Source organism: Rhodococcus sp. 06-470-2 (assembly GCF_002258235.1).
In the GTDB taxonomy this organism is placed as follows: Bacteria; Actinomycetota; Actinomycetes; order Mycobacteriales; family Mycobacteriaceae; genus Rhodococcoides.
Genome location: NZ_NOYB01000030.1, coordinates 14,185 through 38,294, shown reverse-complemented (window position 1 = coordinate 38,294; position 24,110 = coordinate 14,185). Strand labels below are relative to the sequence as shown.

The 24,110-nt window shown below is 64.8% G+C and carries 25 protein-coding genes; 10 read left to right on the top strand and 15 right to left on the bottom strand.

All coding sequences use genetic code 11. From position 1 onward, the window contains the following. Positions 1-143: 143 nt before the first annotated feature. Both CH276_RS14615 and CH276_RS14610 read right to left on the bottom strand, forming a co-directional pair. Complete coding sequence (locus CH276_RS14615) at positions 144-1,565, bottom strand: NAD(P)/FAD-dependent oxidoreductase (protein WP_094630139.1); 1,422 nt, start codon at positions 1,563-1,565, stop codon at positions 144-146. After that, positions 1,562-3,067, bottom strand: coding sequence for a gamma-aminobutyraldehyde dehydrogenase (locus tag CH276_RS14610; RefSeq protein ID WP_094630138.1), 1,506 nt, complete (start codon positions 3,065-3,067; stop codon positions 1,562-1,564). Before CH276_RS14610 ends, CH276_RS14615 begins: the two co-directional genes overlap by 4 nt. Positions 3,068-3,210: 143 nt before the next feature. Here CH276_RS14610 and CH276_RS14605 point away from each other — a divergent pair, with 143 nt between their 5' ends. Together CH276_RS14605 and CH276_RS14600 are read left to right on the top strand one after the other, a co-directional pair. After that, positions 3,211-3,675: an Lrp/AsnC family transcriptional regulator gene (locus CH276_RS14605; RefSeq protein ID WP_032397459.1), complete on the top strand. Its 465-nt coding sequence runs from the start codon at positions 3,211-3,213 to the stop codon at positions 3,673-3,675. Further along, positions 3,672-5,039: an aspartate aminotransferase family protein gene (locus CH276_RS14600; RefSeq protein WP_094630137.1), complete on the top strand. Its 1,368-nt coding sequence runs from the start codon at positions 3,672-3,674 to the stop codon at positions 5,037-5,039. The genes CH276_RS14605 and CH276_RS14600 overlap by 4 nt, the downstream gene beginning before the upstream one ends. A gap of 9 nt (positions 5,040-5,048) precedes the next feature. Here the strand turns inward: CH276_RS14600 and CH276_RS14595 are convergent, their stop codons facing one another. Next, on the bottom strand, positions 5,049-6,332 hold the full coding sequence (locus tag CH276_RS14595; protein ID WP_094630136.1) for a thymidine phosphorylase: 1,284 nt from the start codon (positions 6,330-6,332) through the stop codon (positions 5,049-5,051). Then, positions 6,325-6,738 carry a cytidine deaminase gene (locus tag CH276_RS14590; protein WP_032398212.1) on the bottom strand — a complete coding sequence of 138 codons (414 nt, stop codon included), beginning with the start codon at positions 6,736-6,738 and terminating at the stop codon, positions 6,325-6,327. Before CH276_RS14590 ends, CH276_RS14595 begins: the two co-directional genes overlap by 8 nt. A gap of 265 nt (positions 6,739-7,003) precedes the next feature. Between CH276_RS14590 and sdhC the strand changes: the two genes are divergently transcribed. The 4 genes from sdhC to CH276_RS14570 are packed head-to-tail and all read left to right on the top strand — an operon-like array spanning position 7,004 to position 10,418. Then, positions 7,004-7,414: a succinate dehydrogenase, cytochrome b556 subunit gene (gene sdhC, locus CH276_RS14585; RefSeq protein ID WP_082073728.1), complete on the top strand. Its 411-nt coding sequence runs from the start codon at positions 7,004-7,006 to the stop codon at positions 7,412-7,414. Beyond that, positions 7,414-7,866: a succinate dehydrogenase hydrophobic membrane anchor subunit gene (locus tag CH276_RS14580; RefSeq protein ID WP_032397462.1), complete on the top strand. Its 453-nt coding sequence runs from the start codon at positions 7,414-7,416 to the stop codon at positions 7,864-7,866. Before sdhC ends, CH276_RS14580 begins: the two co-directional genes overlap by 1 nt. A 16-nt stretch (positions 7,867-7,882) precedes the next feature. Beyond that, a complete protein-coding gene (gene sdhA, locus CH276_RS14575) occupies positions 7,883-9,634 on the top strand; it encodes a succinate dehydrogenase flavoprotein subunit (RefSeq protein ID WP_032397463.1) in 1,752 nt (583 codons plus the stop codon). Between the two features lies 1 nt (position 9,635). Then, entirely contained in the window at positions 9,636-10,418 is a 783-nt protein-coding gene (locus CH276_RS14570; RefSeq protein ID WP_008718029.1) for a succinate dehydrogenase iron-sulfur subunit, read from the top strand. 64 nt (positions 10,419-10,482) lie between these two features. Here CH276_RS14570 and CH276_RS14565 read toward each other — a convergent pair whose 3' ends face one another. The 4 genes from CH276_RS14565 to CH276_RS14550 form a co-directional block, all read right to left on the bottom strand. After that, positions 10,483-11,688 (bottom strand): acyl-CoA dehydrogenase family protein, encoded by a 1,206-nt coding sequence (locus CH276_RS14565; protein ID WP_094630135.1) that lies wholly within the window; start codon positions 11,686-11,688, stop codon positions 10,483-10,485. A 96-nt stretch (positions 11,689-11,784) separates the two neighbouring features. Beyond that, entirely contained in the window at positions 11,785-12,567 is a 783-nt protein-coding gene (locus CH276_RS14560; RefSeq protein WP_094630142.1) for an ATP-binding cassette domain-containing protein, read from the bottom strand. Between the two features lie 2 nt (positions 12,568-12,569). Further along, positions 12,570-13,628 carry an ABC transporter permease gene (locus CH276_RS14555; RefSeq protein ID WP_094630134.1) on the bottom strand — a complete coding sequence of 353 codons (1,059 nt, stop codon included), beginning with the start codon at positions 13,626-13,628 and terminating at the stop codon, positions 12,570-12,572. A gap of 29 nt (positions 13,629-13,657) precedes the next feature. Beyond that, positions 13,658-14,662 (bottom strand): substrate-binding domain-containing protein, encoded by a 1,005-nt coding sequence (locus CH276_RS14550; RefSeq protein ID WP_094630133.1) that lies wholly within the window; start codon positions 14,660-14,662, stop codon positions 13,658-13,660. Positions 14,663-14,875: 213 nt separating this feature from the next. Between CH276_RS14550 and CH276_RS14545 the strand changes: the two genes are divergently transcribed. Genes CH276_RS14545 through CH276_RS14535 form a run of 3 tightly spaced genes read left to right on the top strand, consistent with a single transcriptional unit; the run spans position 14,876 to position 17,337 of the window. Continuing rightward, positions 14,876-15,196 carry a hypothetical protein gene (locus CH276_RS14545; protein ID WP_052050084.1) on the top strand — a complete coding sequence of 107 codons (321 nt, stop codon included), beginning with the start codon at positions 14,876-14,878 and terminating at the stop codon, positions 15,194-15,196. 24 nt (positions 15,197-15,220) lie between these two features. Beyond that, positions 15,221-16,690, top strand: a complete 1,470-nt coding sequence (locus CH276_RS14540; RefSeq protein WP_094630141.1) for a sensor histidine kinase — start codon at positions 15,221-15,223, stop codon at positions 16,688-16,690. After that, entirely contained in the window at positions 16,675-17,337 is a 663-nt protein-coding gene (locus tag CH276_RS14535; protein WP_032397466.1) for a response regulator transcription factor, read from the top strand. The genes CH276_RS14540 and CH276_RS14535 overlap by 16 nt, the downstream gene beginning before the upstream one ends. 36 nt (positions 17,338-17,373) lie before the next feature. Here the strand turns inward: CH276_RS14535 and CH276_RS14530 are convergent, their stop codons facing one another. Beyond that, positions 17,374-17,769 (bottom strand): hypothetical protein, encoded by a 396-nt coding sequence (locus CH276_RS14530; protein WP_094630132.1) that lies wholly within the window; start codon positions 17,767-17,769, stop codon positions 17,374-17,376. A 240-nt stretch (positions 17,770-18,009) separates the two neighbouring features. On the opposite strand from CH276_RS14530, the gene CH276_RS14525 reads away from it, so the two are divergent. Continuing rightward, positions 18,010-19,320: a D-alanyl-D-alanine carboxypeptidase family protein gene (locus CH276_RS14525; RefSeq protein ID WP_094630131.1), complete on the top strand. Its 1,311-nt coding sequence runs from the start codon at positions 18,010-18,012 to the stop codon at positions 19,318-19,320. Between the two features lie 22 nt (positions 19,321-19,342). On the opposite strand, the gene yhjD is transcribed toward CH276_RS14525, so the two are convergent. The 6 genes from yhjD to CH276_RS14495 all read right to left on the bottom strand — a co-directional run bounded on the left by yhjD (position 19,343) and on the right by CH276_RS14495 (position 24,102). After that, complete coding sequence (yhjD, locus tag CH276_RS14520) at positions 19,343-20,362, bottom strand: inner membrane protein YhjD (RefSeq protein WP_176459255.1); 1,020 nt, start codon at positions 20,360-20,362, stop codon at positions 19,343-19,345. Positions 20,363-20,426: 64 nt separating this feature from the next. Further along, positions 20,427-21,467 (bottom strand): tryptophan--tRNA ligase, encoded by a 1,041-nt coding sequence (gene trpS / locus CH276_RS14515; RefSeq protein ID WP_032397468.1) that lies wholly within the window; start codon positions 21,465-21,467, stop codon positions 20,427-20,429. Between the two features lie 105 nt (positions 21,468-21,572). Further along, positions 21,573-22,379: an exodeoxyribonuclease III gene (locus CH276_RS14510; protein ID WP_082074005.1), complete on the bottom strand. Its 807-nt coding sequence runs from the start codon at positions 22,377-22,379 to the stop codon at positions 21,573-21,575. Positions 22,380-22,450: 71 nt separating this feature from the next. Beyond that, entirely contained in the window at positions 22,451-23,353 is a 903-nt protein-coding gene (gene yidC / locus CH276_RS14505) for a membrane protein insertase YidC (protein WP_094630130.1), read from the bottom strand. 63 nt (positions 23,354-23,416) lie between these two features. After that, a complete protein-coding gene (locus CH276_RS14500) occupies positions 23,417-23,755 on the bottom strand; it encodes a DUF6412 domain-containing protein (RefSeq protein WP_141214722.1) in 339 nt (112 codons plus the stop codon). A 62-nt stretch (positions 23,756-23,817) separates the two neighbouring features. Continuing rightward, on the bottom strand, positions 23,818-24,102 hold the full coding sequence (locus CH276_RS14495; RefSeq protein WP_094630129.1) for a DUF6412 domain-containing protein: 285 nt from the start codon (positions 24,100-24,102) through the stop codon (positions 23,818-23,820). Between the last annotated feature and the right edge of the window lie 8 nt (positions 24,103-24,110).

Sequence of the window (24,110 nt, the reverse complement as noted above, 5' to 3'; positions counted from 1 at the left end):
TACTCCATAGCCGGTCACAGTGCCCCGCAGTATCACCACAGCCCGTGTGTCACATGTCCCTGGACATCTCGTGTCTCATATGTCTCCGGACTCAACACGTAGCAGAGGTCGAGTTTCCGTGCACGTGCGGCGAAGCCGCTCTGTCAGCTGTCGAAGCCCAGACCCAGCGCGTCCATTCCCTTGAGCCACAGGCCGCGCTTGCCGCCGTTGCGGTCGGCTCGGGCGAACTCGGCGCGGGTGACGTTGATGCCGATGGATCTGATGGGCTCGGGTGGGAACGGCAGAGGCTTGCTGCGCACCATCTTCAGTCGTGTTCGTTCGGTGTCCTTGCCGTCCAGCAGATCGAGGGCGGTGCGGGCCCCGAAGTGCGACGCGCCGACGCCGAGGCCGGTGAATCCGGCCACCGAGGCCACCCGTCCGTTCAGTCCGAGGTCCCAGAAGGCGCTGAACCGCGAGCACGTGTCGATCGACCCGCCCCAGGCATGGGTGGCACGGATTCCTTCGAGGCCGGGGAACATCTGCAGCAGGTGTTCGGCGAGCAATGCGAACTCTTCGGGATGTTGGGTTCGACGTGGGTCGGTGTCGCTACCGTAGAAGTAGTGCGCGTCCCACCCGCCGAACAGGATGCGATCGTCCGCCGTCAACCGGAAGTAATGGAATCTGTTGCCGCAGTCGGCCAAGCCTTCGCGACCGGACCAGCCGATGTCGGCGAGCTGCGCAGACGTCAGCGGTTCGGTCATGATCACGTAATCCCACACCGGGACGATCCAGTGACGGAGCTTGCGACGCAACGACTTCGATGCCGAGGTGGCGAGCAGAACCTTGGCGGCCTCGATGGTACCGTATCCCGTCTTCACTCGAATACCGTTGCCGGACTTGCCGATCGACAGAGCCCTGGTGTTCTCGTGAATCCGAACGCCGAGCGACTCGGCCGCGTCGGCCAGGCCCCACGCGAGTTTGGCGGGATCTATCATCGCGACGTCGGGGTCGAACAGTGCGCCGCGCGCCATGGGTGAGGCGATTCTGGACCGCACTGCCGCGGCATCGAGGTATTCCATCGGCTGCGACAGTCGTCTCCCCTCGTCGCCGAGCTCCCGCAGGTCGTCCACCTGCCAGTCGAAATTGGCGATGTCGAGCTCGCCGGTGCGTTCGATGTCGGCGTCGATTCCGTACTTCTCGGCAGTCGCGCAGATCGCATCGAGCGTCTCGGTGCCCATGCGCAGCAGCTCGGGTAGTTCGTCGGCGTAGCGGTCGAGTCCGTTGCTCAGTCCGTGCGTCAGGCTGGCCGCGCAGAAGCCGCCGTTGCGTCCCGTTGCGCCCTCGGCGATTCGATCGCCTTCGAGCAGGACGATCGACCGGTTCGGATTCTCCTCCGCCGCCTGCAGAGCCGCCCACAATCCGGTGAACCCGCCGCCGACGATCACCAGATCCGCGGCTGCCGAACCCGTATGCCGTGGCCGTGGTGCCGGGCGTTCGGGACGGTCGAGCCAGTAGGATTCCGGTGCCGCGCCCGCCACCATCGCCACGCCGCGGTCGGTGGGGGCGGTTGCCCATGACGCGCTCATCGGGCATCCCCCTGCGCCTCGGGATGGGCCGAAGCGAACACCGTTCGGTGCCAGGCCTTTCGAGCCACACCGGTGATATCGGTCATGACGTGCTTGACGGTCAGATACTCGTCGAGAGAATAGCTCGACATGTCCTTCCCGAACCCCGAGGCCCCGAACCCGCCGTGTGGCATCTCGCTGATGATCGGGATGTGGTCGTTGATCCACACACAGCCGGCGGCGATCTCCCGCGACGCTCGGCCCGCGCGGTACACGTCCCTGGTCCAGGCGGAGGCGGCCAATCCGAACTCGGTGTCGTTGGCGCGTCGGATCGCATCGTCGTCTCCGTGATGCTTCGTCACCGTGAGCACCGGGCCGAACACCTCGTCGCGATAGATCTCGTCCTGCTCGCCGACATCGGCGATCAGGGTCGGCGGGTAGAACGCACCCGGGCCCTCCGGCACACGGCCTCCGGTGACGATCCTGGCTCCGGTGGCGCGAGCCCGATCCACCATGGCGGCAACACGATCGCGGTGCGCGAGGGAGATCAACGATCCCATGTCGGTCGCCGGATCGGTCGGGTCTCCCATCACGACGCGTCCCATCAACTCGGCGACTCCGGCGACGAAGTCGTCGTACAGGGATTCGGCGACGATGGCGCGGGTGGCTGCCGTGCAGTCCTGGCCGCCGTTGATCAACGATCCCGCGACGGCTCCGTGGATGGCTGCGTCGAGATCTGCGTCCTCGAACACCACCAGCGGTGCCTTGCCGCCGAGCTCGAGCTGCACGCGGGTGCCGTGCGCGGCGGCCTGCGCCATCACGCGCCTGCCGACGGGAGTGGAGCCGGTGAACGTCATCAGGTCCAGACCCGCGTGGGAGGACAGCGCGACGCCTGCGTCGAGACCGGTTCCGGTGACCACGTTGAACACCCCGTCGGGAACGCCTGCTTCGGTGGCCAGGCGCGCCAGCCGCAACGTGGTCAGCGGGGTGAGTTCACTGGGTTTGAGCACGATGGAGCATCCGGCCGCCAACGCAGGCATCGCTTTCCACACCGCCATCTGCAGCGGATAGTTCCACGGCGTGATCGAACCGACCACTCCGACGGCATCACGACGGATGGCGGAGGTGTGCTCACCCGAGTACTCCGCAGCGGCCTTGCCGTCCAGGTGCCGCGCCGCTCCGGCGAAGAACTCGATGTTGTCGACGCTGCCCGGAACGTCGAATTCCCTTGCCAGTCTTGACGATTTGCCGGTCTGCGCCACTTCCTCGGACACGAAGTTCTCCGCGTCGGCGGCCACGAGCCGCGCCAGTTCCGTCAACACGGCACTGCGGTGCGCGGGGGTGGCGGTGGACCATGCGGGAAAGGCCGATCGGGCATGCGCGAGAGCCGAATCGACGTCGGCGGCGGTGGCCAGACCCACCTCGGCGACGACCGCTCCGGTCGCGGGATCGTCGATCTCGTACCGATCACCGCGACCGTCCGCCGAGCGTCCACCGATCCAACAACCAGGAATGTTCGCCATGCCTGCGACAGTACCGTCGGATCCACGGATTCTCTCTTTTTCCGGCCTTTCGACAACGGATTCTGTCGTATCGATCGAGAAATGACACGCTTTTCATCGTCGACGGGTTGTGTTCACGGCCACCACAGTGACAAGATCGATCCATGCCCGAGCAACCACCCATCGCACTCGACGACGTCTCCAAGGCGATCATCGAGCAACTCCAGGAGGACGGGCGACGCTCGTACGCTGCCATCGGCAAAGCCGTCGGACTCTCGGAAGCGGCTGTCCGCCAACGAGTTCAGCGCCTGACGGACTCCGGTGTCATGCAGATCGTCGCGGTGACCGATCCGGTACAGGTCGGATTCAAGCGCCAGGCCATGATCGGCATCAGGTGCACCGGCGACAGTTACGCACTGTCCGAGGAACTGTCGGCGATCGACGCGATCGACTACGTCGTCCTCACCGCAGGGTCGTTCGACGTCGTCGTGGAAGTGGTGTGCGAGGACGACGAACAACTCCTGCAGATCCTGAACAAACAGATCCGCAGTCTGGACGGTGTCACCAGCACCGAAACGCTGGTCTATCTCAAACTCGTCAAGCAGCAATACAATTGGGGAACACGATGACGCGAACGACATCCGAGCTCGACGCCTCCGCAGCCAAGCATCTGTGGGGCCACTTCACCCGCCACGGCGCAGGGGTCACTCCCCCGATCATCACCCGCGGCGAAGGGTCGACCATCTGGGACTCGAACGGCAAGAGCTACATCGACGGTCTTTCGGGGCTGTTCGTGGTGCAGGTGGGGCACGGCCGGGAGGAACTGGCCGAGGCTGCCGCGAAGCAGGCCAAGGAATTGGCCTTTTTCCCCCTGTGGTCGTACGTGACCGAACCTGCGATCGAGCTCGCCGAGCGGCTCGCCGGGTACGCCCCCGGCGATCTGAATCGCGTCTTCTTCACCACCGGCGGCGGCGAGGCCGTCGAGAGCGCATGGAAGCTCGCCAAGCAGTACTTCAAGAAGGTCGGCAAGCCCGGTAAGCACAAGGTGATCTCGCGGTCCATCGCGTACCACGGCACCCCGCAGGGCGCGCTGGCCATCACCGGGATCCCTGCGCTCAAGGAACCGTTCGAGCCGCTGACACCGGGCGCGTTCCGAGTGCCCAACACCAACATCTACCGCGCCCCCGCTCCCCTGGACACCGACCCCAAGGCGTTCGGAATCTGGGCAGCGGACCGGATCGCCGAGGCCATCGAATTCGAGGGCCCGGATACGGTTGCCGCGGTGTTCCTCGAGCCGGTTCAGAACGCCGGCGGCTGCTTCCCTCCACCGCCCGGATACTTCGAGCGGGTCCGTGAGATCTGCGACCGGTACGACGTTCTGCTCGTCTCCGACGAAGTCATCTGCGCTTTCGGCCGGATCGGGTCGATGTTCGCCTGCAGCGACTTCGGCTACGTGCCGGACATCATCACCTGCGCGAAGGGTATGACCTCGGGCTACTCACCCATCGGCGCAATGATCGCCTCCGACAAGCTCTTCGAGCCGTTCGACGACGGCAAATCGAGCTTCGCGCACGGGTACACCTTCGGCGGCCACCCCGTCTCCGCCGCCGTGGCCATGGCCAATCTCGACATCTTCGAGCGCGAGGGCATCAACGCGCACGTCGCGGACAACGCACCGGCGTTCCGTGCGACGCTCGAGAAACTGCACGACCTGCCGATCGTCGGAGACGTGCGCGGCGAGGGATTTTTCTACGGCATCGAGTTGGTCAAGGACAAGACCACGAAGGAGACGTTCAGCGACGCCGAAGCCGAACGCATCCTTCGCGGCTTCCTGTCGACGGCCTTGTTCGACGCAGGCCTGTACTGCCGCGCCGACGACCGCGGCGACCCGGTGGTGCAGCTGGCTCCGCCACTGATCTGCGGTCAGAAGGAGTTCGACGAGATGGAGCAGATCCTGCGCAGCGTTCTGACCGAGGCAGGGAACCTGATCTGACGGAGGCTGCTACCGGCCGATGCGGTCGATCACGAGGGGCCTCGGCTGCGGGGCCGTGGCCCCTATCTCCCAGCTGGATTCGAGTGCCTGCTGCGCATACTCGAAGCGCTCGGGAGTATCGGTGTACAGCGTCGCCAGCCGATCTCCTGCACGCACCCGATCGCCGGGCTTGGCGTGCAATCGGACACCGGCGGCGGCCTGCACCGGCTCACCCTGACGCTCGCGGCCCGCGCCCAGCCGCCACGCCGCCAGTCCGACGCCCATCGCGTCCAATCCGGTGACGACACCGTCGGTGGCGGCGGTGAAGTCCTGGCTCTCGCGGGCGACGGGTAGTGCGGCATCGGGATCGCCGCCCTGCGCGGCGATCATCGTCCGCCACCGATCCATGGCCGAACCGTCGGCGAGTTTGTCGGCGGGGTCGATGCCCTCGATCCCGGCTGCGGCGAGCATCGTGCGGGCCAGCGTGATCGTCAGCTCGACGATGTCGGCCGGCCCACCTCCGGCGAGTACCTCGACCGATTCCTCAACCTCCAGCGCGTTGCCCGCGGTGAGCCCGAGCGGGGTGTCCATCGCGGTCAGCACCGCCAGAGTTCGTACGCCCGCGTCGGTTCCGAGCTCGACCATCGCGGTCGCGAGTTCGCGTGCGTCGTCGACGTTCTTCATGAACGCGCCTGCACCCACCTTGACGTCCAACACGAGCGCCCCGGTGCCCTCGGCGATCTTCTTGCTCATGATCGAACTGGCGATCAACGGGATGGATTCGACCGTTCCCGTCACGTCTCGTAGGGCGTAGAGCTTCTTGTCGGCGGGGGCCAGATCGGCACCGGCAGCGCACACGACAGCACCGATCGCCGGATCGGCGAGGATGCGGTGCATCTCGTCGCCGCTCAGATCCGCCCGCCACCCGGGGATCGACTCGAGCTTGTCGAGCGTTCCGCCGGTATGGCCCAGTCCTCGACCGGACAGCTGCGGCACAGCGGCCCCGCAGGCGGCGACCAGCGGAGCCAGCGGCAGCGTGATCTTGTCTCCGACACCACCGGTCGAATGCTTGTCGACGGTGGGCAGCGGCAGCGTCGAGAAGTCCATTCGTGTGCCCGACGCGATCATCGCGTTCGTCCACGTGCCGAGCTCGCGACGCGACAGTCCGCGCCACAGAACGGCCATCGCGAGAGCCGACATCTGTTCCGGCGCGACGGATCCGCGGGTGAACTCCGCGATCACCCATTCGATCTGTTCGTCGTCGAGAACCCGCCCGTCGCGTTTGGCGCTGATGATCGATACGGCGTCAGGCATGGTTGTTCACGCGTCCTTCGTCGAGGTTGTCGGGGCCGAAAGCATTCGGGAGCAACTCTGCCAGTCGAGCCGGTCCCGAGACGGTGTCGACGAGCAGATCCGGGCCGCCGAACTCGTACAGCAGCTGTCGGCATCGCCCGCACGGCATCAGAATTTCACGTCGGGAATCGCAGCACGAAAAGGCCACGAGTCTGCCGCCGCCGGTCGTGTGCAGGTTCGAGACCAACCCGCACTCCGCACACAGCCCCAAACCGTATGAGACATTTTCCACATTGCACCCGGTGACTATCCGATTGTCGTCCACCAGAGCCGCGGCTCCGACCGGAAAGTTCGAGTACGGGGCGTAGGCACGGCTCATTGCCTCATGAGCATTGTCGCGCAACGTCTTCCAGTCGATTTCGTTCATGGTGAACCATCCAATCACGGTGTCTGAATTGATGCAGAGATCCGGCCGAATGTGCCTGCGGCAATTGGGAAGGCAAACCTAACACCGGATTTCGGCAGCGTACGAACCTCGAGTCGAATTAGTTCCGTGTTTCGAATGGGTTTACAGTTTCGAGTAAGCGGCTAGTACAACCAGCACTAGGGCCGAATCGCGACAAATCGAGCCAGGCAAGACCGGCCACCGGGGCTCGATGCGTCCACCAACGACGTTGGAGGCATTGCACTCGATGAGTAGCACGACGGAAGTCGCTCCGGTCAAGGAGCGCAAGCGGTCTCTGTACCGCGGGGATCCGGGCATGTGGTCCTGGGTTCTGCACCGCATCACTGGCGTGTTGACGTTCTTCTTCTTGTTCGTCCACGTCCTCGACACGGCGATGGTTCGGGTCAACCCCGAGACGTACGACGCCATCATCGAGACCTACAAGACCCCGCTCGTCGGCCTGATGGAGATCGGCCTCGTCGCGGCTGTGCTGTACCACGCGTTGAACGGCATCCGCGTGATGTTGATCGACTTCTGGTCCAAGGGACCGCAGTACCAGAAGCCGATGCTGTGGGCGATCGCAGTGGTCTGGCTCGTCGTCATGATCCCCGGCGCGGGACGAATCTTCTACAACATGTTCACGGCGGGTGGTCACTGATGTCGACGCAGGGTCCCGAGGCGAAGGTCCTCGGCACGAACTACGACCGTCCGGCCAGCTTGGCCAACCCGCGCTCGCCGCGGCGCCAGAGCAAGGGCAACTTCGAGCTCTACGCATGGCTGTTCATGCGCTTCTCCGGCCTGGCACTCGTCGTGCTCGTGCTGGGCCACATGTTCATCATGCTCATGCTCGACGACGGTGTGCACCGCATCAACTTCGCATTCGTCGCCGGTCGCTGGGCCAGCCCGTTCTGGCAGTTCTGGGACCTGACGATGCTGTGGCTGGCGCAGCTGCACGGCGGCAACGGCCTGCGCACGATCATCGCGGACTACTCCCGCAAGGACTCGACGCGTTTCTGGCTGACCACGCTGCTGGTGCTGTCGATGATCCTCATCATGGGCGTCGGCACCTACGTCATCTTCACGTTCGATCCCAACATCACGGCGAGCTAAGGACACTGACGCTTACATGCAGGAACATCGTTACGACGTACTGATCGTCGGCGCAGGCGGTGCCGGTATGCGTGCTGCGATCGAGGCCGGACCCCGTGCTCGGACAGCCGTACTGACCAAGCTCTACCCCACGCGCTCGCACACCGGCGCAGCTCAGGGCGGCATGTGTGCCGCACTGGCCAATGTCGAGGAAGACAACTGGGAGTGGCACACGTTCGACACCGTCAAGGGCGGCGACTACCTCGCCGACCAGGACGCGGTGGAGATCATGGCCAAGGAAGCCATCGACGCAGTCCTCGACCTCGAGAAGATGGGTCTTCCGTTCAACCGGACGCCCGAGGGCAAGATCGATCAGCGACGCTTCGGCGGTCACACCCGTGACCACGGCAAGGCTCCGGTCCGTCGTGCGTGCTACGCAGCCGACCGCACCGGCCACATGATTCTGCAGACGCTCTACCAGAACTGCGTCAAGCACGACGTCGAGTTCTACAACGAGTTCTACGCACTGGATCTGTGTCTGACCGAGACCGACGACGGTCCCGTCGCAACCGGCATCATCGCCTACGAGCTCTCCACCGGTGAGCTGCACATCTTCCACGCGAAGTCGATCATCTTCGCCACCGGCGGGTCGGGCCGGATCTACAAGACCACCTCCAATGCCCACACCCTCACCGGTGACGGCATGAGCATCGTGTTCCGCAAGGGTCTTCCCTTGGAGGACATGGAATTCCACCAGTTCCACCCGACAGGTCTCGCAGGCCTGGGCATCCTCATCTCCGAGGCCGTGCGAGGCGAGGGCGGCATCCTGCGAAACGAGTCGGGCGAACGCTTCATGGAGCGCTACGCACCGACCATCAAGGACCTCGCGCCCCGCGACATCGTCGCGCGCTCGATGGTGCTCGAGGTGCTCGAAGGACGCGGCGGCGGCCCGAACAAGGACTACGTCTACATCGACGTCACGCACATCCCCGAGGAAGTTCTCGACGAGAAGCTCCCGGACATCATGGAGTTCTCCCGCACGTACCTCGGTGTCGACCCCGTCAAGGAGCCGGTGCCCGTCTACCCGACGTGCCACTACGTCATGGGTGGCATCCCCACCAAGATCCGCGGCGAGGTTCTGCGCAACAACGAGGACATCGTTCCCGGTCTCTACGCGGCCGGCGAGTGCGCCTGCGTCTCCGTGCACGGAGCCAACCGTCTCGGCACCAACTCGTTGCTCGACATCAACGTCTTCGGCCGTCGTGCCGGCATCGCCGCCGCCGAGTACGCGAACTCGGTGGACTTCACCCCGCTCCCCGAGGAGCCGGCGAAGATGGTGCAGGACTGGCTGGAGCTGATCCTCTCCGATCACGGCCACGAGCGCGCAGCCGACATCCGTACCGAGATGCAGCAGTCGATGGACAACAACGCATCGGTGTTCCGTACGGAAGAGCGTCTCGAGACGGCGCTCAAGGATGTCCGCGCCCTCAAGGAGCGGTACAACAAGATCACCGTCGAGGACAAGGGCAAGCGCTACAACAGCGACCTGCTCGAGGCCATCGAACTCGGCTTCCTGCTCGAAATGGCGGAGGTCACGGTCGTCGGCGCACTCAACCGCAAGGAATCGCGCGGCGGACACGCTCGCGAGGACTACCCCGAGCGCAACGACGCCGAGTACATGAAGCACACCATGGCCTACAAAGAGGGCGAAGGTCTGCTCACCGAGATCCGCTTGGATTACAAGCCGGTAATCCAAACCCGCTACGAGCCGATGGAGCGGAAGTACTGATATGAGCGCACCCACCCTGGACAAGAAGTCCAACGAGTCCGATCTGCCGCCCGTCCCCGAGGGCGCGGTGATGGTCAACCTCAAGATCGCGCGCTTCAATCCCGAGAGCGGTGACGGTCAGCGCTGGGACACCTTCCAGGTCCCCACCCTGGCCACCGACCGTCTGCTCAACCTGCTGCTGTACGTGAAGGGCTACCTGGACGGCACGCTCACGTTCCGTCGCTCGTGCGCACACGGAGTCTGCGGCAGCGACGCGATGCGTATCAACGGTGTCAACCGTCTCGCCTGCAAGGTGCTCATGCGCGACATGCTCCCCAAGGACTCGTCGAAGACGCTGAACATCACCATCGAGCCCATCAAGGGTCTGCCGGTGGAGAAGGACCTCATCGTCGACATGGAACCCTTCTTCGACGCCTTCCGCGCCGTGAAGCCGTTCCTGATGACGACCGGTAACGAGCCGACCCGTGAGCGGATCCAGTCCGCAGCGGACCGCGCCCGGTTCGACGACACCACCAAGTGCATCCTGTGCGCGTGCTGCACCACCTCGTGCCCCGTGTTCTGGAGCGATGGCAGCTACTTCGGTCCGGCCGCCATCGTCAACGCGCACCGGTTCATCTTCGACAGCCGTGACGAGGGTGCAACCGAGCGTCTGGACATCCTCAACGACGTCGAGGGTGTGTGGCGCTGCCGCACCACCTTCAACTGCACCGACGCGTGCCCTCGCGGCATTCAGGTGACCAAGGCCATCCAGGAAGTCAAGCGCGCGTTGCTCTTCGCACGCTGACACCGTCTCGCACCGACGCCGAACGCCCCTTCGCACACGCGAAGGGGCGTTCGGCGTTCGTCGGTCAGACGAACGCGCCGAAGCCCGTTACTCCGCGGCCGACGATCAGGTTGTTGATCTGCGCGGTTCCCTCGTAGGAGTACAGGGCCTCGGCGTCGGCGAAGAATCTGATGACGTCGTGCTCGATGAGAATCCCGTTGCCGCCCAGGATCTCTCGGGCCCAGCCGACAACCTCGCGCAACCGCGTCGTACAGAACGTCTTGGCCAGCGCCGCATGCTCGTCGTGGTGCACGCCGTTGCCCTGCAGCTGAGACACACGGATCGCCATGCCGAGCGAGGCGGTGATGTTCGCCGTCATGCGGGCGATCAGGTCGGAGATCAGCTGGAACGACGCGATCGGAGAGCCGAACTGTTCGCGTTCGCGCGCATAGGCCACGGCCCGCTCGTACGCACCCATCATCACGCCCACCGCCTGGAACGCCACTCCTCCGCGGGTCAGACGGAGCACCTTCGCGGTGTCGGCGAACGAGTTGGCGTCGGCCAGCTTGTTGGCGACCGGGACTCGGCAGTTCTCCAGATGGATGTCGGCGTTCTCGACGGCGCGGAGCGAATACTTGCCCTCGATCTTCTCCGCCCGGAACCCCTCGAAGTCTCGCTCGACGACGAAGCCCTTGACCTCGCCGTCGGCCTCGTCCTTGGCGAACACGATGGTCAGGTCTGCGAAGGTGGCGTTTCCGATCCAGCGCTTGCTGCCGTTGAGGATCCAGTGATCACCGTCGAGGCGAGCTGTGGTCTCGAGTCCGCCTGCGACGTCGGAGCCACCGTGTGGTTCGGACAGTCCGAACGCGCCGATCTTCTCCATTCGGCGCATGGCGGGCAACCATCGTTCGCGCTGCTCCTCGGACCCGAGAATCGAGATACTGCTCATCGCCAGCGAACTGTGCACGCTGAACATCGTTCCCGTGGACGGATCGACCCGGGCGAACTCCATTTCGAGCCAGCCGGTGAGCAGCTTGCGTGAGGCCTTGCGATCATCGAACGCGTAGCCGAGACCGGCGATCTCGAGTTCGGCGATCTTCGGCATCAGGTGCACCGGAGAGGTGGCCTTCTCCCAGAATTCGTTCGCCCGCGGCGCGACCTCGTCCTGCAGGAACCGGCGGGTACGCAGGACCACCTCGGTCTCGGTGTCGTCGAGCATGCTCTGGTACCCGTAGAAATCGGATTCGAGAAAGTCCGGCGACAGTGGTCCGAGGGGCTCGTGCTCGCTCATGTTCGGCTCCTTCGTCTGGTGCCTCCGTCGGGCACCGCTACCGAACTTCTACCCGCCGCGCCCGATTCTCACGCATGCAACCGCCGCCCCGAGATGTCAGCGACGTAGTTCGTCGGAGAGGGTCGCCAATTCGTCGCCGCCCGCCATCTCTGTGGTGAGGTCGTCGAGCGAGATGTCCTCGTGCGCACAGTCCAACGTCTGACGTCCACGATCGAGGAGGACGAAGTGATCTCCGACCATGTACGCGTGATGCGGATTGTGAGTGATGAACACGACGCCGAAGCCTTTCTCCCTGGCCGCCGAGATGTACCGGAGAACCATGCCGGACTGTTTGACGCCGAGAGCGGCGGTCGGCTCGTCGAGAATGAGTACTCGGGCACCGAAGAAGATGGCCCGAGCGATGGCCACGCACTGACGTTGGCCACCGGACAGTGAGCCGATGGGGGCATCGACATCGGGCAGATCGATACCCATCTTGCGGAGTTCGTCGATGGTTCTCGCGCGCATCGCGTTGGTGTCGAGGGTCTTGAAGACCTTGCCCCTGCGCAGCTCCTGACCGAGAAAGAAGTTGCGCCACACCGGCATCAGGGAGACGACGGCGAGGTCCTGGTAGACCGTGGCGATGCCCTGGTCGACTGCCTGCTTGGGCGAGCCGAACGTGGTTGCGGTGCCGTCGACGAGCAGTTCCCCCTCCGACTGCTTGTGCAGCCCGGACATGATCTTGATCAGAGTGGACTTGCCTGCGCCGTTGTCACCGAGGACGCAGGTGACCTCACCGGCACCGACGCGGAGGTCTATCCCGCGCAGCGCGATGATGTTGCCGTAGCTCTTGCCCACGCCCTTCAGTTCGATGAGGGGCGTGTTGTCCGAGGACGTCATGGTCACCTTTTCGCCGCGTAGTTGCGGAAGGAGCTGTTCGCGATCACTGCGAACAGCAGCATCGCGCCGAGGAAGAACTTGAACCAGTCAGGGTTCCAGCCTGCATAGACGATGCCCTGGTTGGTAATGCCGAAGATGAACGCTCCGATGAACGCACCGACGGCCGTGCCGTATCCACCGGTGAGCAGGCATCCGCCGATCACGGCGGCGATGATGTAGAGGAACTCGTTGCCCACGCCCTGACCGGACTGAACGGTGTCGAAGGCGAACAACAGGTGCATGCCGACGAACCAGGCGCAGAAGCCGACGAACATGAACAAGCCGATCTTGACCCGAGTGACCGGGACACCGACCGCACGGGCCGATTCCTGGTTGCCGCCGACAGCGAAGATCCAGTTACCGGTACGGGTCTTCATCAGCACCCAGGTCGCGGCGAGGGTGAACACGATCCACCAGACGACGGTGATGCGGACCGAGACCCCCAGCAGCGAAAACGAGGACGAGAAGACCGCCCTGGCCGAGTCGAATCCCTCCATGTCCGAGATGGACGGAGTGGCGACCTGGCCGGTGACGAGCTTGGTGACGGCGAGATTGATGCCGGTGAGCATCAGGAACGACGCCAGTGTGATCAGGAACGACGGAATTCTGGTCGTCATCACCAGGTATCCGTTGAAGAACCCGACCGCCAGTGCCAGCACCAGCGCCAGCGCCGAGCCGGTCCAGACGTTCAGATGCAGGTTGTAGGCCAGCATGGAGGCCATGATCGAGGAGAACGTCACCGCAACCCCGGTGGAGAGGTCGAATTCACCGCCGATCATCAACAGCGAGACACCGATCGCCATGATGCCGATGGTCGAGGACGCGTACAGCACGGTGGCCAGAGCCTCGGGCGACCGAAACGGCGGTGCCACGATGCAGAAGAAGACGAAGATGGCGACCGCGCCGAACAGCGCCCCGACCTCCGGGCGAATCAGTAACCGCTGCAACGGCTTCTGCTTCTTGACCCGCTCGTCCGCTGTCACGGTGTGTTCGGACAGAGCCGGATCGGCCTGTGTGGACATGAGATTCCTTCCGCGCCGAGGCGACGCACTCAGCGTGTGCCGTTTCGGGCGTACTCGGCGACCGCGCCGATATTGGTCGTGTCGATGAACGCGGGACCGGTCAGCACCGGGGTACCGCCACCGATGGTGTTGCCGTTGTTGAGGTAGAGCCACAGCGAGTCGATCGCCAGGTAACCCTGCAGGTACGGCTGCTGATCGATGGCCCACGCCACGCCGCCCGACTCGATCGCATCGACGAGTGCGGCATTGGTGTCGAACGTGACGATCGTGGCGTCGCTGCCCGCATTGTTCTTGGACTGCACGGCCGTCAGAGCGATCGGAGCGGCCAGCGCGATGACGTGGTCGATGCTCGGGTCCTGCTGCAACTTGGCCGTGATGGTCGACTCGACGGACGGCATGTCCTTGCTGTTGACGTTCAGGATCTCGGTGGTGCCACCGGTGAAGCCCTGCCTGACCCCGGCGCAGCGAGCCTCGAGTGCCACGGCACCCTGCTCTTGAATGATGCACAGGGTCTTTCGTGCACCGTCCTCGGTGAGGCGAGCCCCTGCAGCCTGTCCGGCGATGGTCTCGTCCTGACCGAAGTACTGCTGCACTCCCATGTTCTTCCAGGAGTCGTAACCGGAATTGAATGCGACCACCGGAATGCCTGCGGCGGTTGCCGTCTCGACCGAGGGTGCCATCGCGTCGGGCTTGGCGAGGGTGACCGCGATGCCGTCGACCCGGGAATCGATCGCGCTCTGGACGAGGTTGGCCTGGTTGGGTGCCTCCGGATCTGCCGAGTAGCGCAGTTCGATGTTGTCCTTGGCCGCGGCGGCCTCGGCACCTTTGCGCACCAGATCCCAGAACGTGTCGCCGGGAACCTCGTGCGTGATCATCGCGATCGTTGCCGACGGCGTGTCGGCCACGCCCGCGTTGTTTCCGTCGTCGGAGGAGCGAGGAGCACCGCCGGTGCTCGAACAGGCAGCGACGGTCAGAACCGCGACCGCACAGACCGCTCCGATCGCGATCGGCCCGCGCCTTTGCCGAAACCTCATTGCACTTCCCTTTCCAACAACCGGCTCTCGAACGACCGACGAATCCACCCCGCCGACCTGATCACTGTAAGAAACGATCGGTACCCGCCACGCATCTTCGACGATTATTCGTCAGGCGACGAAACCGGTGTGCGCAGCACCGGACCTCGGACATGAGAGAACTCTCATCTCCGATTCACGTGGCCACAATCCGCCGTCATCAGACTCGTCCGTGTGCGAACCATCATCGTCTCGGCCCTGGGACTGCTCACCCTCGCCGTGCTCGTCGCAGCAGTGCTGACGACTCGATCGACGGGCGAGCAGAGCCCGTTGCCCGCACCCATCGTTGCACCCGCTGCACCCGTGCAATCCGCCCCGGGTACTCCGGGGTCCGTTCCCCCTGCACCGGGACCGGGCGGCGCCGCGCCCAGTAGCGCCCCCACCCCCGCGCCACAGCCGGTGGCACCGGACGGATTCGTGCCCCCACCGCCGCTGCCGCCTGCCGACTGGGACGATGACTTCGACGACGACTGGGATGACGATGACGACGACTGACCCTGCTGCGAGACCGACCACGTGATGCGGACGCGACTGCTCGCCCTGCGCCCGACGAGCGCTCGGAGCAGGATCTTCTCGTGGGTACTGCTGTTGGTGCTGGCATCTCTCGCGGCCGTCACCGTCACCACCTGGCTGCTGATGATCCGCGCGACCGACAATCGCATGCGCGAATCTCTGCGCACCGAGATCGCCGAGTTCACCACCCTCACCGACGCAGGCGTCGATCCGGGAACCGGCGCACCGTTCGACGACATCAACGACGTTCTCCGCGTGGTGATCACCTACAACCTCGCCCGCCCCAACGAGAAGTTCCTGGGTTACGTGGACGGTGCGTTCGCCGTACAGAGCAGGCAGCAGGCACCGGTGCGACTGTCCGACGACACCGGCTTCACCGCCGAGGTCGGCTCCGTCACCGCACCGGTCGAGGGTTCGTATTCGAGCGCGGCAGGCGAAGTGGTGTACCTCGCGGTGCCGGTCTCGCTGGCGGGCGACCCGGTGCCGGGCGTCGTGGTCGCCGCCTACTTCGCCGATCAGGAACGCGCCTCGGCCGACGAGACCGCGACCCTGATGCTCGTCGTCGGTGGCGTCACCTCGGTGCTGGCCGCAGTAGGGGCATGGTTCGTCGCGGGCCGCATCATGTCGCCGATCAGACACATCGCCGCCACCGCCAGAACGATCACCGAGACCGACCTGTCCGGCCGAATCACCGACGCCAGAACGACGGGTCCAGGCGACGACATCGCAGACCTGATCGACACCCTGAACTCGATGCTCGACCGCATCGAGTCCGGCGCGGCGAGTCAGCGCCGATTCCTCGACGACGCCGGCCACGAGCTCCGCACTCCCATCACCATCGTTCGAGGTCATCTCGACGTGCTCGACCACGGGGACCCCGCCGACGTTCGAGATACCGTCGCGCTCGTCGACGACGAACTCGATCGGATGAATCGACTCGTCGCCGACCTGTTGTTGCTCACCCGGGCCGACCAGACGAGCTTCGTCACGCCGGTGAACACCGATGTCGACGCCCTCACTCGAAGCGTGTTCGAGAAGGTGACCACCCTCGCCGACCGGGAATGGGTGCTGGAGGCGAGCGCAACGGTCCACGCGCCGCTGGATGCGCAACGACTGACCCAGGCACTGCTGGCGTTGGCGGACAACGCAACTCACCACACGATCCCCGGCGGTCGTGTCGGCATCGGATCGCAACTGTCCGACGGTGACATCCGCTTCTGGGTCACCGACTCCGGCCCGGGAATCGAGCGTGACGAGCAGGAACGAATCTTCGAGCGCTTCGCCCGCGGCCGCAACGGAACCAGACGCACCGAGGGTGCGGGGCTCGGATTGTCCATCGTCACCGCCATCGCACAGGCCCACCGTGGGCGAGTCAGTGTCGGCAGCGCTCCGGGGCACGGGGCCACATTCACCATCACGATTCCCCTGCCCGATTCCCCTCCCCCACAGAAGGATCGACCATGGCCCGCATCCTGATCGCCGAAGACGAACCCCGGATCGCTTCGTTCGTCCACAAGGGGCTCAGGGCGAGCGGTTTCAGCACGACGACGGTCTCCGACGGCAGATCCGCGTACGAACACGCCCGCAGCGGTGACTTCGATCTGGTGGTACTCGACATCGGCCTGCCGATCATGGACGGTTTCGAGGTACTGCAGCGACTGCGCGGAGAGCAGTGCGAGATACCGGTGATCGTGTTGACCGCACGCGACAGCGTCCAGGACGTGGTGTCCGGTCTCGAGACCGGTGCCGACGACTACATGGCGAAGCCGTTCCGATTCGAGGAACTGCTGGCACGCATCCGAGTTCGCCTGGGCACCAAACGAACCGTCGACACCACTCAGCTCGCGGTCGCCGACCTCACCCTCGACCTGCGTACCCGGCGGGCCGTGGTGGGAGACCGCACCGTCGACCTGTCCGCCCGCGAGTTCGCCCTGGCCGAAACCTTCATGCGCCACCCCGGACAGGTCCTCTCACGAGAGCAACTCCTGTCGCAGGTGTGGGGCTACGACTTCGACCCTGGATCGAATGTCGTCGACGTCTACGTCCGCTACCTCCGAGCGAAATTCGGTGCCGCACGAATCGAGACCGTCCGCGGCATGGGATACCGACTGTCCGAGACATGAGTGGCGTCGGCCGGTGCCGACGCCACCGATCGAGTATCAGTCGTCCCGATCGTTGTCGTCGTTGTCATCTTCCAGATCGTCGTCGTCCAGATCGTCGTCGAGGTCGTCGTTGCGATCGTCCCAGTCGTCGTCACGACCGTCCAGATCGTCGTTGCGGTCGTCCCAGTCGTCGTTGCGGTCGTCCCAGTCGTCGTTGCGGTCGTCCCAGTCGTCGTCGTAGCGGTCGTCCGGGATCTGGGTCGGCGCGGGCTGCTGGGGAGCTGCCGGCGGGTTCGTAGCCGAATCTGCCTCCGGCAGCGGCTGTTCCACCGAGATCGAGGACGGACGCTGCTGGGTGGGGTCGTCGTCGGCGATCGCGAGTGCGCCGACGCTTCCGAGGGTGACGACAACGGCTGCTGCACCGACGATCATGAACTTTCCTGGCATTCTCATGTCTGCTCCTTCGAGCCGAGTTCTGTGGGCCACCGTTTCGGTGATGACTCAACGATCGCGGTCGAACGTGAGAAGCGAAGGAGCACAACATGAGCGAGTTCTCATACTCGCGACGGGCTCGTGGGTCGACGTTCGTCCGTTGCCGGTGACGATGTCGGGACGAGAACCAGGGTTGTTCGGGTGATGCTCGCCGGTGGGTCGCCACGTCGACCGACCCCTGAGCGCCTATGGTGATTCGCGATGAAAAGGATCAGAAGTTTCGCGGCTGTATGTGCGGTATCGATTGCGCTCGTCGGAATCGGTGCTGGACCTGCCCTGGCACAGCCGGCCGCCGAGCCTCCGGTTCCGACGACGACACCGCCGTTCACGACGCCGGACACCGACAGCTGCCCGTTCGCCGCGTCACCGCCCCCGGCGATCGATCTGTCCGAGGTACCGGCACCTGGAAGCACTGCCCCGCAACCACTCCCGATTCCCGCCGAGGCCGTCGGCGGCGACCGGCTCGCCGAATGTGGGGCGGTGCTGCCGGACGGGGCTCCCCCGTTGCCTGCCGATATCTCGGCCACCGGGTTCGTGGTGGCCGACATGGACTCCGGCTCAGTACTGGCCGCCAAGGATCCGCACGGTCGGTACCGGCCGGCGAGCACTATCAAGGTGCTGCTTGCGATCGTCGCCCTCGACGAGCTGGATTTGAACTCTCGTATCACCGCGACCGCAGAGGACGCCGACGCCGAGGGCAGTGCCGTCGGCATCGGGAAGAACGGTGTCTACACCAATCTCGAATTGATGCAGGGTCTGGTGATGGCATCGGGAAACGATGCAGCACACGCGTTGTCCAGGCAGTTGGGCGGGGACGCGGCCACCGTGGACAAAATGAATGCCAAGGCCGCAGAACTGGGTGCGCTCGACACGCGCACCGCCACGCCGTCCGGTCTCGACGGTCCCGGCATGGCGAGCTCGGCCTACGACCTGGCGTTGATCTACCGCGCGGCCATGCGCAATCCGACCTTCGCGCAATTGATTTCGACCGAAACCGTTCAGTTTCCCGGCTACCCGAGGGACCCAACGATCCCGGACGACCAAGACCGACCCGGGTTCGCCCTCTCCAACGACAATCAGCTGCTCTACAACTACGAGGGAGCTCTCGGCGGCAAGACCGGGTACACCGACGATGCGCGCCAGACATTCGTCGCAGGAGCAGAGCGGGGCGGCAGGCGTCTGGTCGTGACGATCATGAAGGGTGACGTGTTGCCGATCCGGCCGTGGGAGCAAGCGGCCCGCCTGTTGGACTACGGGTTCGCGCTCGATCCCGGCCGCGGCGTCGGCGAACTCGTGGAGCCGCGATCGACATCCGCGGTGACGAGTACGCGCACGCCCGCGGCCGGTCCGACGCTCGCCCAGCCGCCCGCATCGGCGTCCGGGTCGAGCTCCCGCCAGTCGGAGATGCAGGCCCAAGGCGACACCGTCGTTCGCATCGCGATCGGTGTCATCGGTTCGATCGTGGTGATCGGGCTGCTGTGGGGAGCTCGACGGCTGTCACGCAACCGCTGAGCCGGCTCGACCGACAGAGCGATCAGCGGCGTCTGTTGCGCAATCCTGCGACGCCGAGCGCAGCGAGGGCACCGGCACCCACCAGCGCCAGACCGCCCGTCACGCCCGGCCCTTCGCTGACCTCGACCCTGGTGTTGATCACCGCCGGCTCCGGTGCCGGAACATGCGCCTCGGCGATGCTTTCGCGAGTGGTCGCAGCGAACGCCGTGGAGAACAGCACCAGCCGTGACGTCGTGAACACGAACACCAGCAGACCGATGATGGGTCCGAAGACCACCCCTGCTGGGCCACTCGTCACCGAGGCCAGGTAGATGGCACCGAGCTGCTTGAAGATCTCGAACCCGACGGCAGCGAGCAAGGCTCCTTTGGCTGCGCTGTGCCACGAGACCGGCTCGCGCGGCAAACGCGAGATCACCCAGGTGAACAACGCCCAGGTGCCCGCAAGCGCGAGAAGAATCGAGAAGACGCGCAGGGCCACGCCCACTCCCGGGACGGAATCGAGATTGGCCCACTCGAGAATGCTGCGCATCAGCCCACCTCCGGCCAGTGCCGACAACGCCAACGACAGCACCAGCGCGGTCCCCAGCCCCAGCAGCGCAGCGAAATCCTTGGCCTTGGTAGCCAGAAATCCACCCTGCTCGTGCTGGCTCTCCCACATGGCGGTCAGTGCCTCGCGCAGGTTCGCGATCCAACCGAGACCCGCATACAAGGCACCGAGCAGACCGATGATGCCGACACTGGTCCGTGACTCGATGGCCGTCTGGATCAGCGAATTGATCGTCTCGCCGAAACTGCCGGGAACGTTCTCGGCAATCTGCGACTGGATCTCGGCAAGCCACTCGGGCTGATTCACCAGCACGAACCCGGCGATCGCGAAGGCGACCATCAGCAGTGGGAACAAGGCCAACACACTGAAGTACGTCATGCCTGCCGCGTAGTAATCGCCCTTCTGACCCTGATACCGCTGTGCCGCAACAACAGTGTGATCGAGCCAGGGCCACCGTTTGCGCCGGTCTTCGAGGATCGCCTTGAAATCTGGCATGGCACTCACCTTCTCGCTGTCGTCGCCTGCTGTCGGATCGTGTCGCCGCGGTGTGCGGTAGATGCTATGCACCCGGCGGCAGGAAACCCACCCTGTCGTAGACCTGAGCGAGCGTTCGACTCGCCACTTCCCTGGCTCGATCCGCACCGGCCGCGAGGATGCGATCGAGTTCGGCCACATCGGCCATGAACCCGTCCATCCGCTCCCGCAGGGGAACGACGAACTCGGTCAGAACGTCGGCGGTGTCGGACTTGAGGTCGCCGTACCCCTTACCCGCGTACCCGGCAACCAGATCGTCGATGCTCGCGCCCGACAGGGCAGACTGAATCACCAGCAGGTTGCTGACGCCCGCCTTGTTCTCCGGATCGAACACGATGTCGCGTTCGTTGTCCGTCACGGCCGAACGAATCTTCTTCGCCGACACCTTCGGATCGTCGAGGATGTTGACGATGCCCGCCGGATTCGACGAGGACTTGCTCATCTTCGCGGTGGGATCCTGCAGATCGAAGATCTTCGCGGTGCCCTTGATGATGTGCGCATCGGGCACGACGAACGTCTTCTTGAACCGCGTGTTGAAACGCTGTGCCAGATCGCGAGTCAACTCGAGGTGCTGCCGCTGATCCTCACCCACGGGCACCAGGTTCGGCCGATAGAGCAGGATGTCGGCGGCCTGCAGAATCGGATAGGTGAACAGTCCGACGCTGGTGTGATCTCGACCCTGCTTGGCGGACTTGTCCTTGAACTGCGTCATCCGCGCAGCTTCACCGAATCCGGTGATGCAGTTCAGAACCCACGCCAACTGTGCATGCTCGGGCACCTGACTCTGCACGAACAGCGTCGACTTCTCCGGATCGATGCCCACCGCGAGCAACTGCGCCGCGGCCACACGGGTACGGCGACGAAGCTCCTTGGGATCCTGCGGCACGGTGATCGCATGCAGGTCCGGGATGAAGTAGAACGCATCGAACTCGTCCTGCAACTCCACCCAGTTCCGCACCGCACCCAGGTAGTTACCGAGATGGAACGAATCGGCAGTCGGTTGGATGCCGGAGAGCACCCGCCGACGCGGACCCTGCGGAGTGTCGATGGAGTCGGAAGAAGACATGATGCAATCTTTTCACGACCCCATCAACGTCCACTTCGTGCCTGCCGAGATCGTCACTCCGCAGGCTCCGCTTCCAGCAACACGGGTCACTCCGCAGGCTCCGCTCTAGCGATAGCGCACGGTCACCGGAGCATGATCGGACCACCGCTGGTCGTACGCCTCGGCCCGCTCGGTGATCGCTTCCTTGGCACGCTCGGCCAGATCACTGGTGGCCAACTGATAGTCGATCCGCCAGCCGGCGTCGTTGTCGAAGGCCTTGCCACGGTAGGACCACCAGCTGTACGGACCCTCGACACCCGGGTGCAGCACCCGGACGACATCGGTCCACGGGGCCTTCTCGGCGAGCAACCGCGACACCCACTCCCGTTCCTCGGGCAGGAAACCGGAGTTCTTCCGGTTGGTCTTCCATGCCTTCAGATCGGCCTCGGTGTGGGCGATGTTCCAATCGCCGCAGACCACCACGTCGCGATTCTCGGACTTCGCGGACTTGGCCGTCTTCGCCAGGTACTTCGCGAATGCCGCCATGAAACGTTCCTTCTCGTCCTGACGCTCGGTACCCACCTCACCCGACGGCAGATACAGGCTGGCCACGGTGACGTCGCCGAAGTCGGCTTCGATGTAGCGACCGGCATCGGCGAACTCGACGGCCCCGATACCGGTACGAATGGCATCGGGAGCCGCCTTCGACAGCAAGGCCACCCCGTTGCGGCCTTTCGCGGACGGCTCCGCCGAGGCCAGATGCCATCCCGCATCGAGGGCCGGGGCCAGCGCCTTGGTCAGTTCCCCGTCGTTGGCGCGGGTTTCCTGCAAGCAGATGACGTCGGCATCGGTGGCCTCGAGCCACGGCAGCATGCCCTTGCGAACAGCAGCGCGAATTCCGTTGACGTTGACAGTGGAGACAGTGATCGGCACGCCGACGACGGTAGCGGAGCCCACCGACACACGGGACGTGGGCTGCACATCGAGGTCGTTCCCGCAGGCTCCTACCGTCGCCTCGGCTTTGCCCCTGGTTTCGGGGCGGTGACCACCGATGTGACCTCCGGCGAGATACTCGGTTCTCGGTCGATGCGTCGGTAGACGAGGTGCTGTTGGGCATAGGTCCAGATGTTGTTGCTCACCCAGTACAACAACACCGCGACCGGAAGCACGGGCCCGCCGACGAGCACGCCCGCCGGGAACACCCAGAGCACGAGCTTGTTCATGATCGCGGTCTGTGGGTTGGCGAGCGCCGCTGCGTCCTGCCGGGCGACGGACGCCCGCGAGTTCATGTGCGTGGCCACCGCAGCGACGATCATCAACGGGACCGCCACGAACGCGATGCTCCACACCGACGGCACTCCACCGAACGGACCGAAGGCCTCGAGCACCTCCCGAGAACTGTTGACGGCCGCAGAGATCGGCGCGCCGAACAGGCGTGCGTCGAGAAAGGACTGCACATCGGCGGTGCCGAATACGTAATTCGCAGTGTTCGCATTCTCCTGCGCCGTCATACCCAGATGACCGAATCCGGTTCCGGTTCGATTGAACGAGCGCAGCACGTGCAGCAGACCGATGAAAACCGGGCCCTGCGCCAGCAGGGGCAGGCACCCCATCAACGGGTTGAAACCGTGCTCCTGCTGCAACTTCCGAATCTCGGCGGCCTGCCGAGCACGGTCCCCGGAGTATTTCTTCTGTACGGCCTCGATCTGTGGTCGGAGCCTCTTCATGGCGAGCTGCGAACGAATCTGGCCGACGAACGGCTTGATCAGCAGCGCCCGAAGTGTGAACACCAGGAATATCACCGCCAGGGCCCAGGCGACACCGTTGTCGGGGCCGAGCACGGACCCGAAGACTCGGTGCCAGAACCACAGCACGGCGGAGACGGGATAGTAGACGAAATCGAGCATGGTGGAGCACCTCACTGTGAGAGAAGTCGGTCGGTTGGCGTCTCGACCGGATCTCGCAGTGGCTCAGACGAAGTGGAGCCACCGGTCCGGTCCACGGACCGGACCGGGTGCTCTGGGCATGGGGCGACCTGGCGCATCGGGTTGCTGTTGCCTGCGGAACGATCCCCGAAGTCGCCGCCCGTCGGCGCCTGCAGCGCACGACGACAGCGGTGCGATCAGTGCGAGGTCGGACGGCGCACCGAGCACGACCAGGGACGCCGCGACCAGCGCACCGAACATCGCTATCTGTGCGGCGGGTTGGGCGTCGACGACGGCAAAGACGACGAGCAGGACGGCCAGGACGCCGACCAGCGTCCCGGCGTAGCGTCGAATCGCCATGTGGACAGGTCGAGAATCGAGCATCTTCGGTTCCTCGTGACAGCCTCGCGGACAACGGGTTGCGAAGGCGTGGGGGAACTTTCGAGCTACAGTGCCCCCACCGGCATACCGGGCGCGCGCGGCTGCGGGCGTCCAGGCGCATCCGGTCGATGTTGACGCCGGAACGCACCTCGACGGTGGCGTTCCTCTGCGGCGGGGCCGATAATCGGCAGCAGGCGCAGCAGTGCCGGAACATCGACGCGGTGCGCGAGCAGCATCAGCGTCGTCAGTGCCGCAACGAGAAGCAGGGCGAAATCTGCGGTTGCGGTCGGCATCGTCAGGTGCAGCGCCACGAGAAGCAGCGAGGTGACGACCATGCTCTGGTATCGCATCGCGCACC

Bases quoted from the DNA above. Each gene is read 5' to 3' on its own strand.
- sdhA (WP_032397463.1), top strand. From the start codon at position 7,883: ATGCAGGAACATCGTTACGACGTACTGATCGTCGGCGCAGGCGGTGCC.
- CH276_RS14605 (WP_032397459.1), top strand. From the start codon at position 3,211: ATGCCCGAGCAACCACCCATCGCACTCGACGACGTCTCCAAGGCGATC.
- CH276_RS14590 (WP_032398212.1), bottom strand. From the start codon at position 6,738: ATGAACGAAATCGACTGGAAGACGTTGCGCGACAATGCTCATGAGGCA.
- sdhC (WP_082073728.1), top strand. From the start codon at position 7,004: ATGAGTAGCACGACGGAAGTCGCTCCGGTCAAGGAGCGCAAGCGGTCT.
- CH276_RS14535 (WP_032397466.1), top strand. From the start codon at position 16,675: ATGGCCCGCATCCTGATCGCCGAAGACGAACCCCGGATCGCTTCGTTC.
- CH276_RS14540 (WP_094630141.1), top strand. From the start codon at position 15,221: ATGCGGACGCGACTGCTCGCCCTGCGCCCGACGAGCGCTCGGAGCAGG.
- CH276_RS14615 (WP_094630139.1), bottom strand. From the start codon at position 1,565: ATGAGCGCGTCATGGGCAACCGCCCCCACCGACCGCGGCGTGGCGATG.
- yidC (WP_094630130.1), bottom strand. From the start codon at position 23,353: ATGCTCGATTTCGTCTACTATCCCGTCTCCGCCGTGCTGTGGTTCTGG.
- CH276_RS14570 (WP_008718029.1), top strand. From the start codon at position 9,636: ATGAGCGCACCCACCCTGGACAAGAAGTCCAACGAGTCCGATCTGCCG.
- CH276_RS14530 (WP_094630132.1), bottom strand. From the start codon at position 17,769: ATGAGAATGCCAGGAAAGTTCATGATCGTCGGTGCAGCAGCCGTTGTC.
- CH276_RS14600 (WP_094630137.1), top strand. From the start codon at position 3,672: ATGACGCGAACGACATCCGAGCTCGACGCCTCCGCAGCCAAGCATCTG.
- CH276_RS14500 (WP_141214722.1), bottom strand. From the start codon at position 23,755: ATGCTCGATTCTCGACCTGTCCACATGGCGATTCGACGCTACGCCGGG.
- CH276_RS14550 (WP_094630133.1), bottom strand. From the start codon at position 14,662: ATGAGGTTTCGGCAAAGGCGCGGGCCGATCGCGATCGGAGCGGTCTGT.
- CH276_RS14555 (WP_094630134.1), bottom strand. From the start codon at position 13,628: ATGTCCACACAGGCCGATCCGGCTCTGTCCGAACACACCGTGACAGCG.
- CH276_RS14610 (WP_094630138.1), bottom strand. From the start codon at position 3,067: ATGGCGAACATTCCTGGTTGTTGGATCGGTGGACGCTCGGCGGACGGT.
- trpS (WP_032397468.1), bottom strand. From the start codon at position 21,467: ATGTCTTCTTCCGACTCCATCGACACTCCGCAGGGTCCGCGTCGGCGG.
- CH276_RS14560 (WP_094630142.1), bottom strand. From the start codon at position 12,567: ATGACGTCCTCGGACAACACGCCCCTCATCGAACTGAAGGGCGTGGGC.
- CH276_RS14495 (WP_094630129.1), bottom strand. From the start codon at position 24,102: ATGCGATACCAGAGCATGGTCGTCACCTCGCTGCTTCTCGTGGCGCTG.
- CH276_RS14595 (WP_094630136.1), bottom strand. From the start codon at position 6,332: ATGCCTGACGCCGTATCGATCATCAGCGCCAAACGCGACGGGCGGGTT.
- yhjD (WP_176459255.1), bottom strand. From the start codon at position 20,362: ATGCCAGATTTCAAGGCGATCCTCGAAGACCGGCGCAAACGGTGGCCC.
- CH276_RS14525 (WP_094630131.1), top strand. From the start codon at position 18,010: ATGAAAAGGATCAGAAGTTTCGCGGCTGTATGTGCGGTATCGATTGCG.
- CH276_RS14580 (WP_032397462.1), top strand. From the start codon at position 7,414: ATGTCGACGCAGGGTCCCGAGGCGAAGGTCCTCGGCACGAACTACGAC.
- CH276_RS14565 (WP_094630135.1), bottom strand. From the start codon at position 11,688: ATGAGCGAGCACGAGCCCCTCGGACCACTGTCGCCGGACTTTCTCGAA.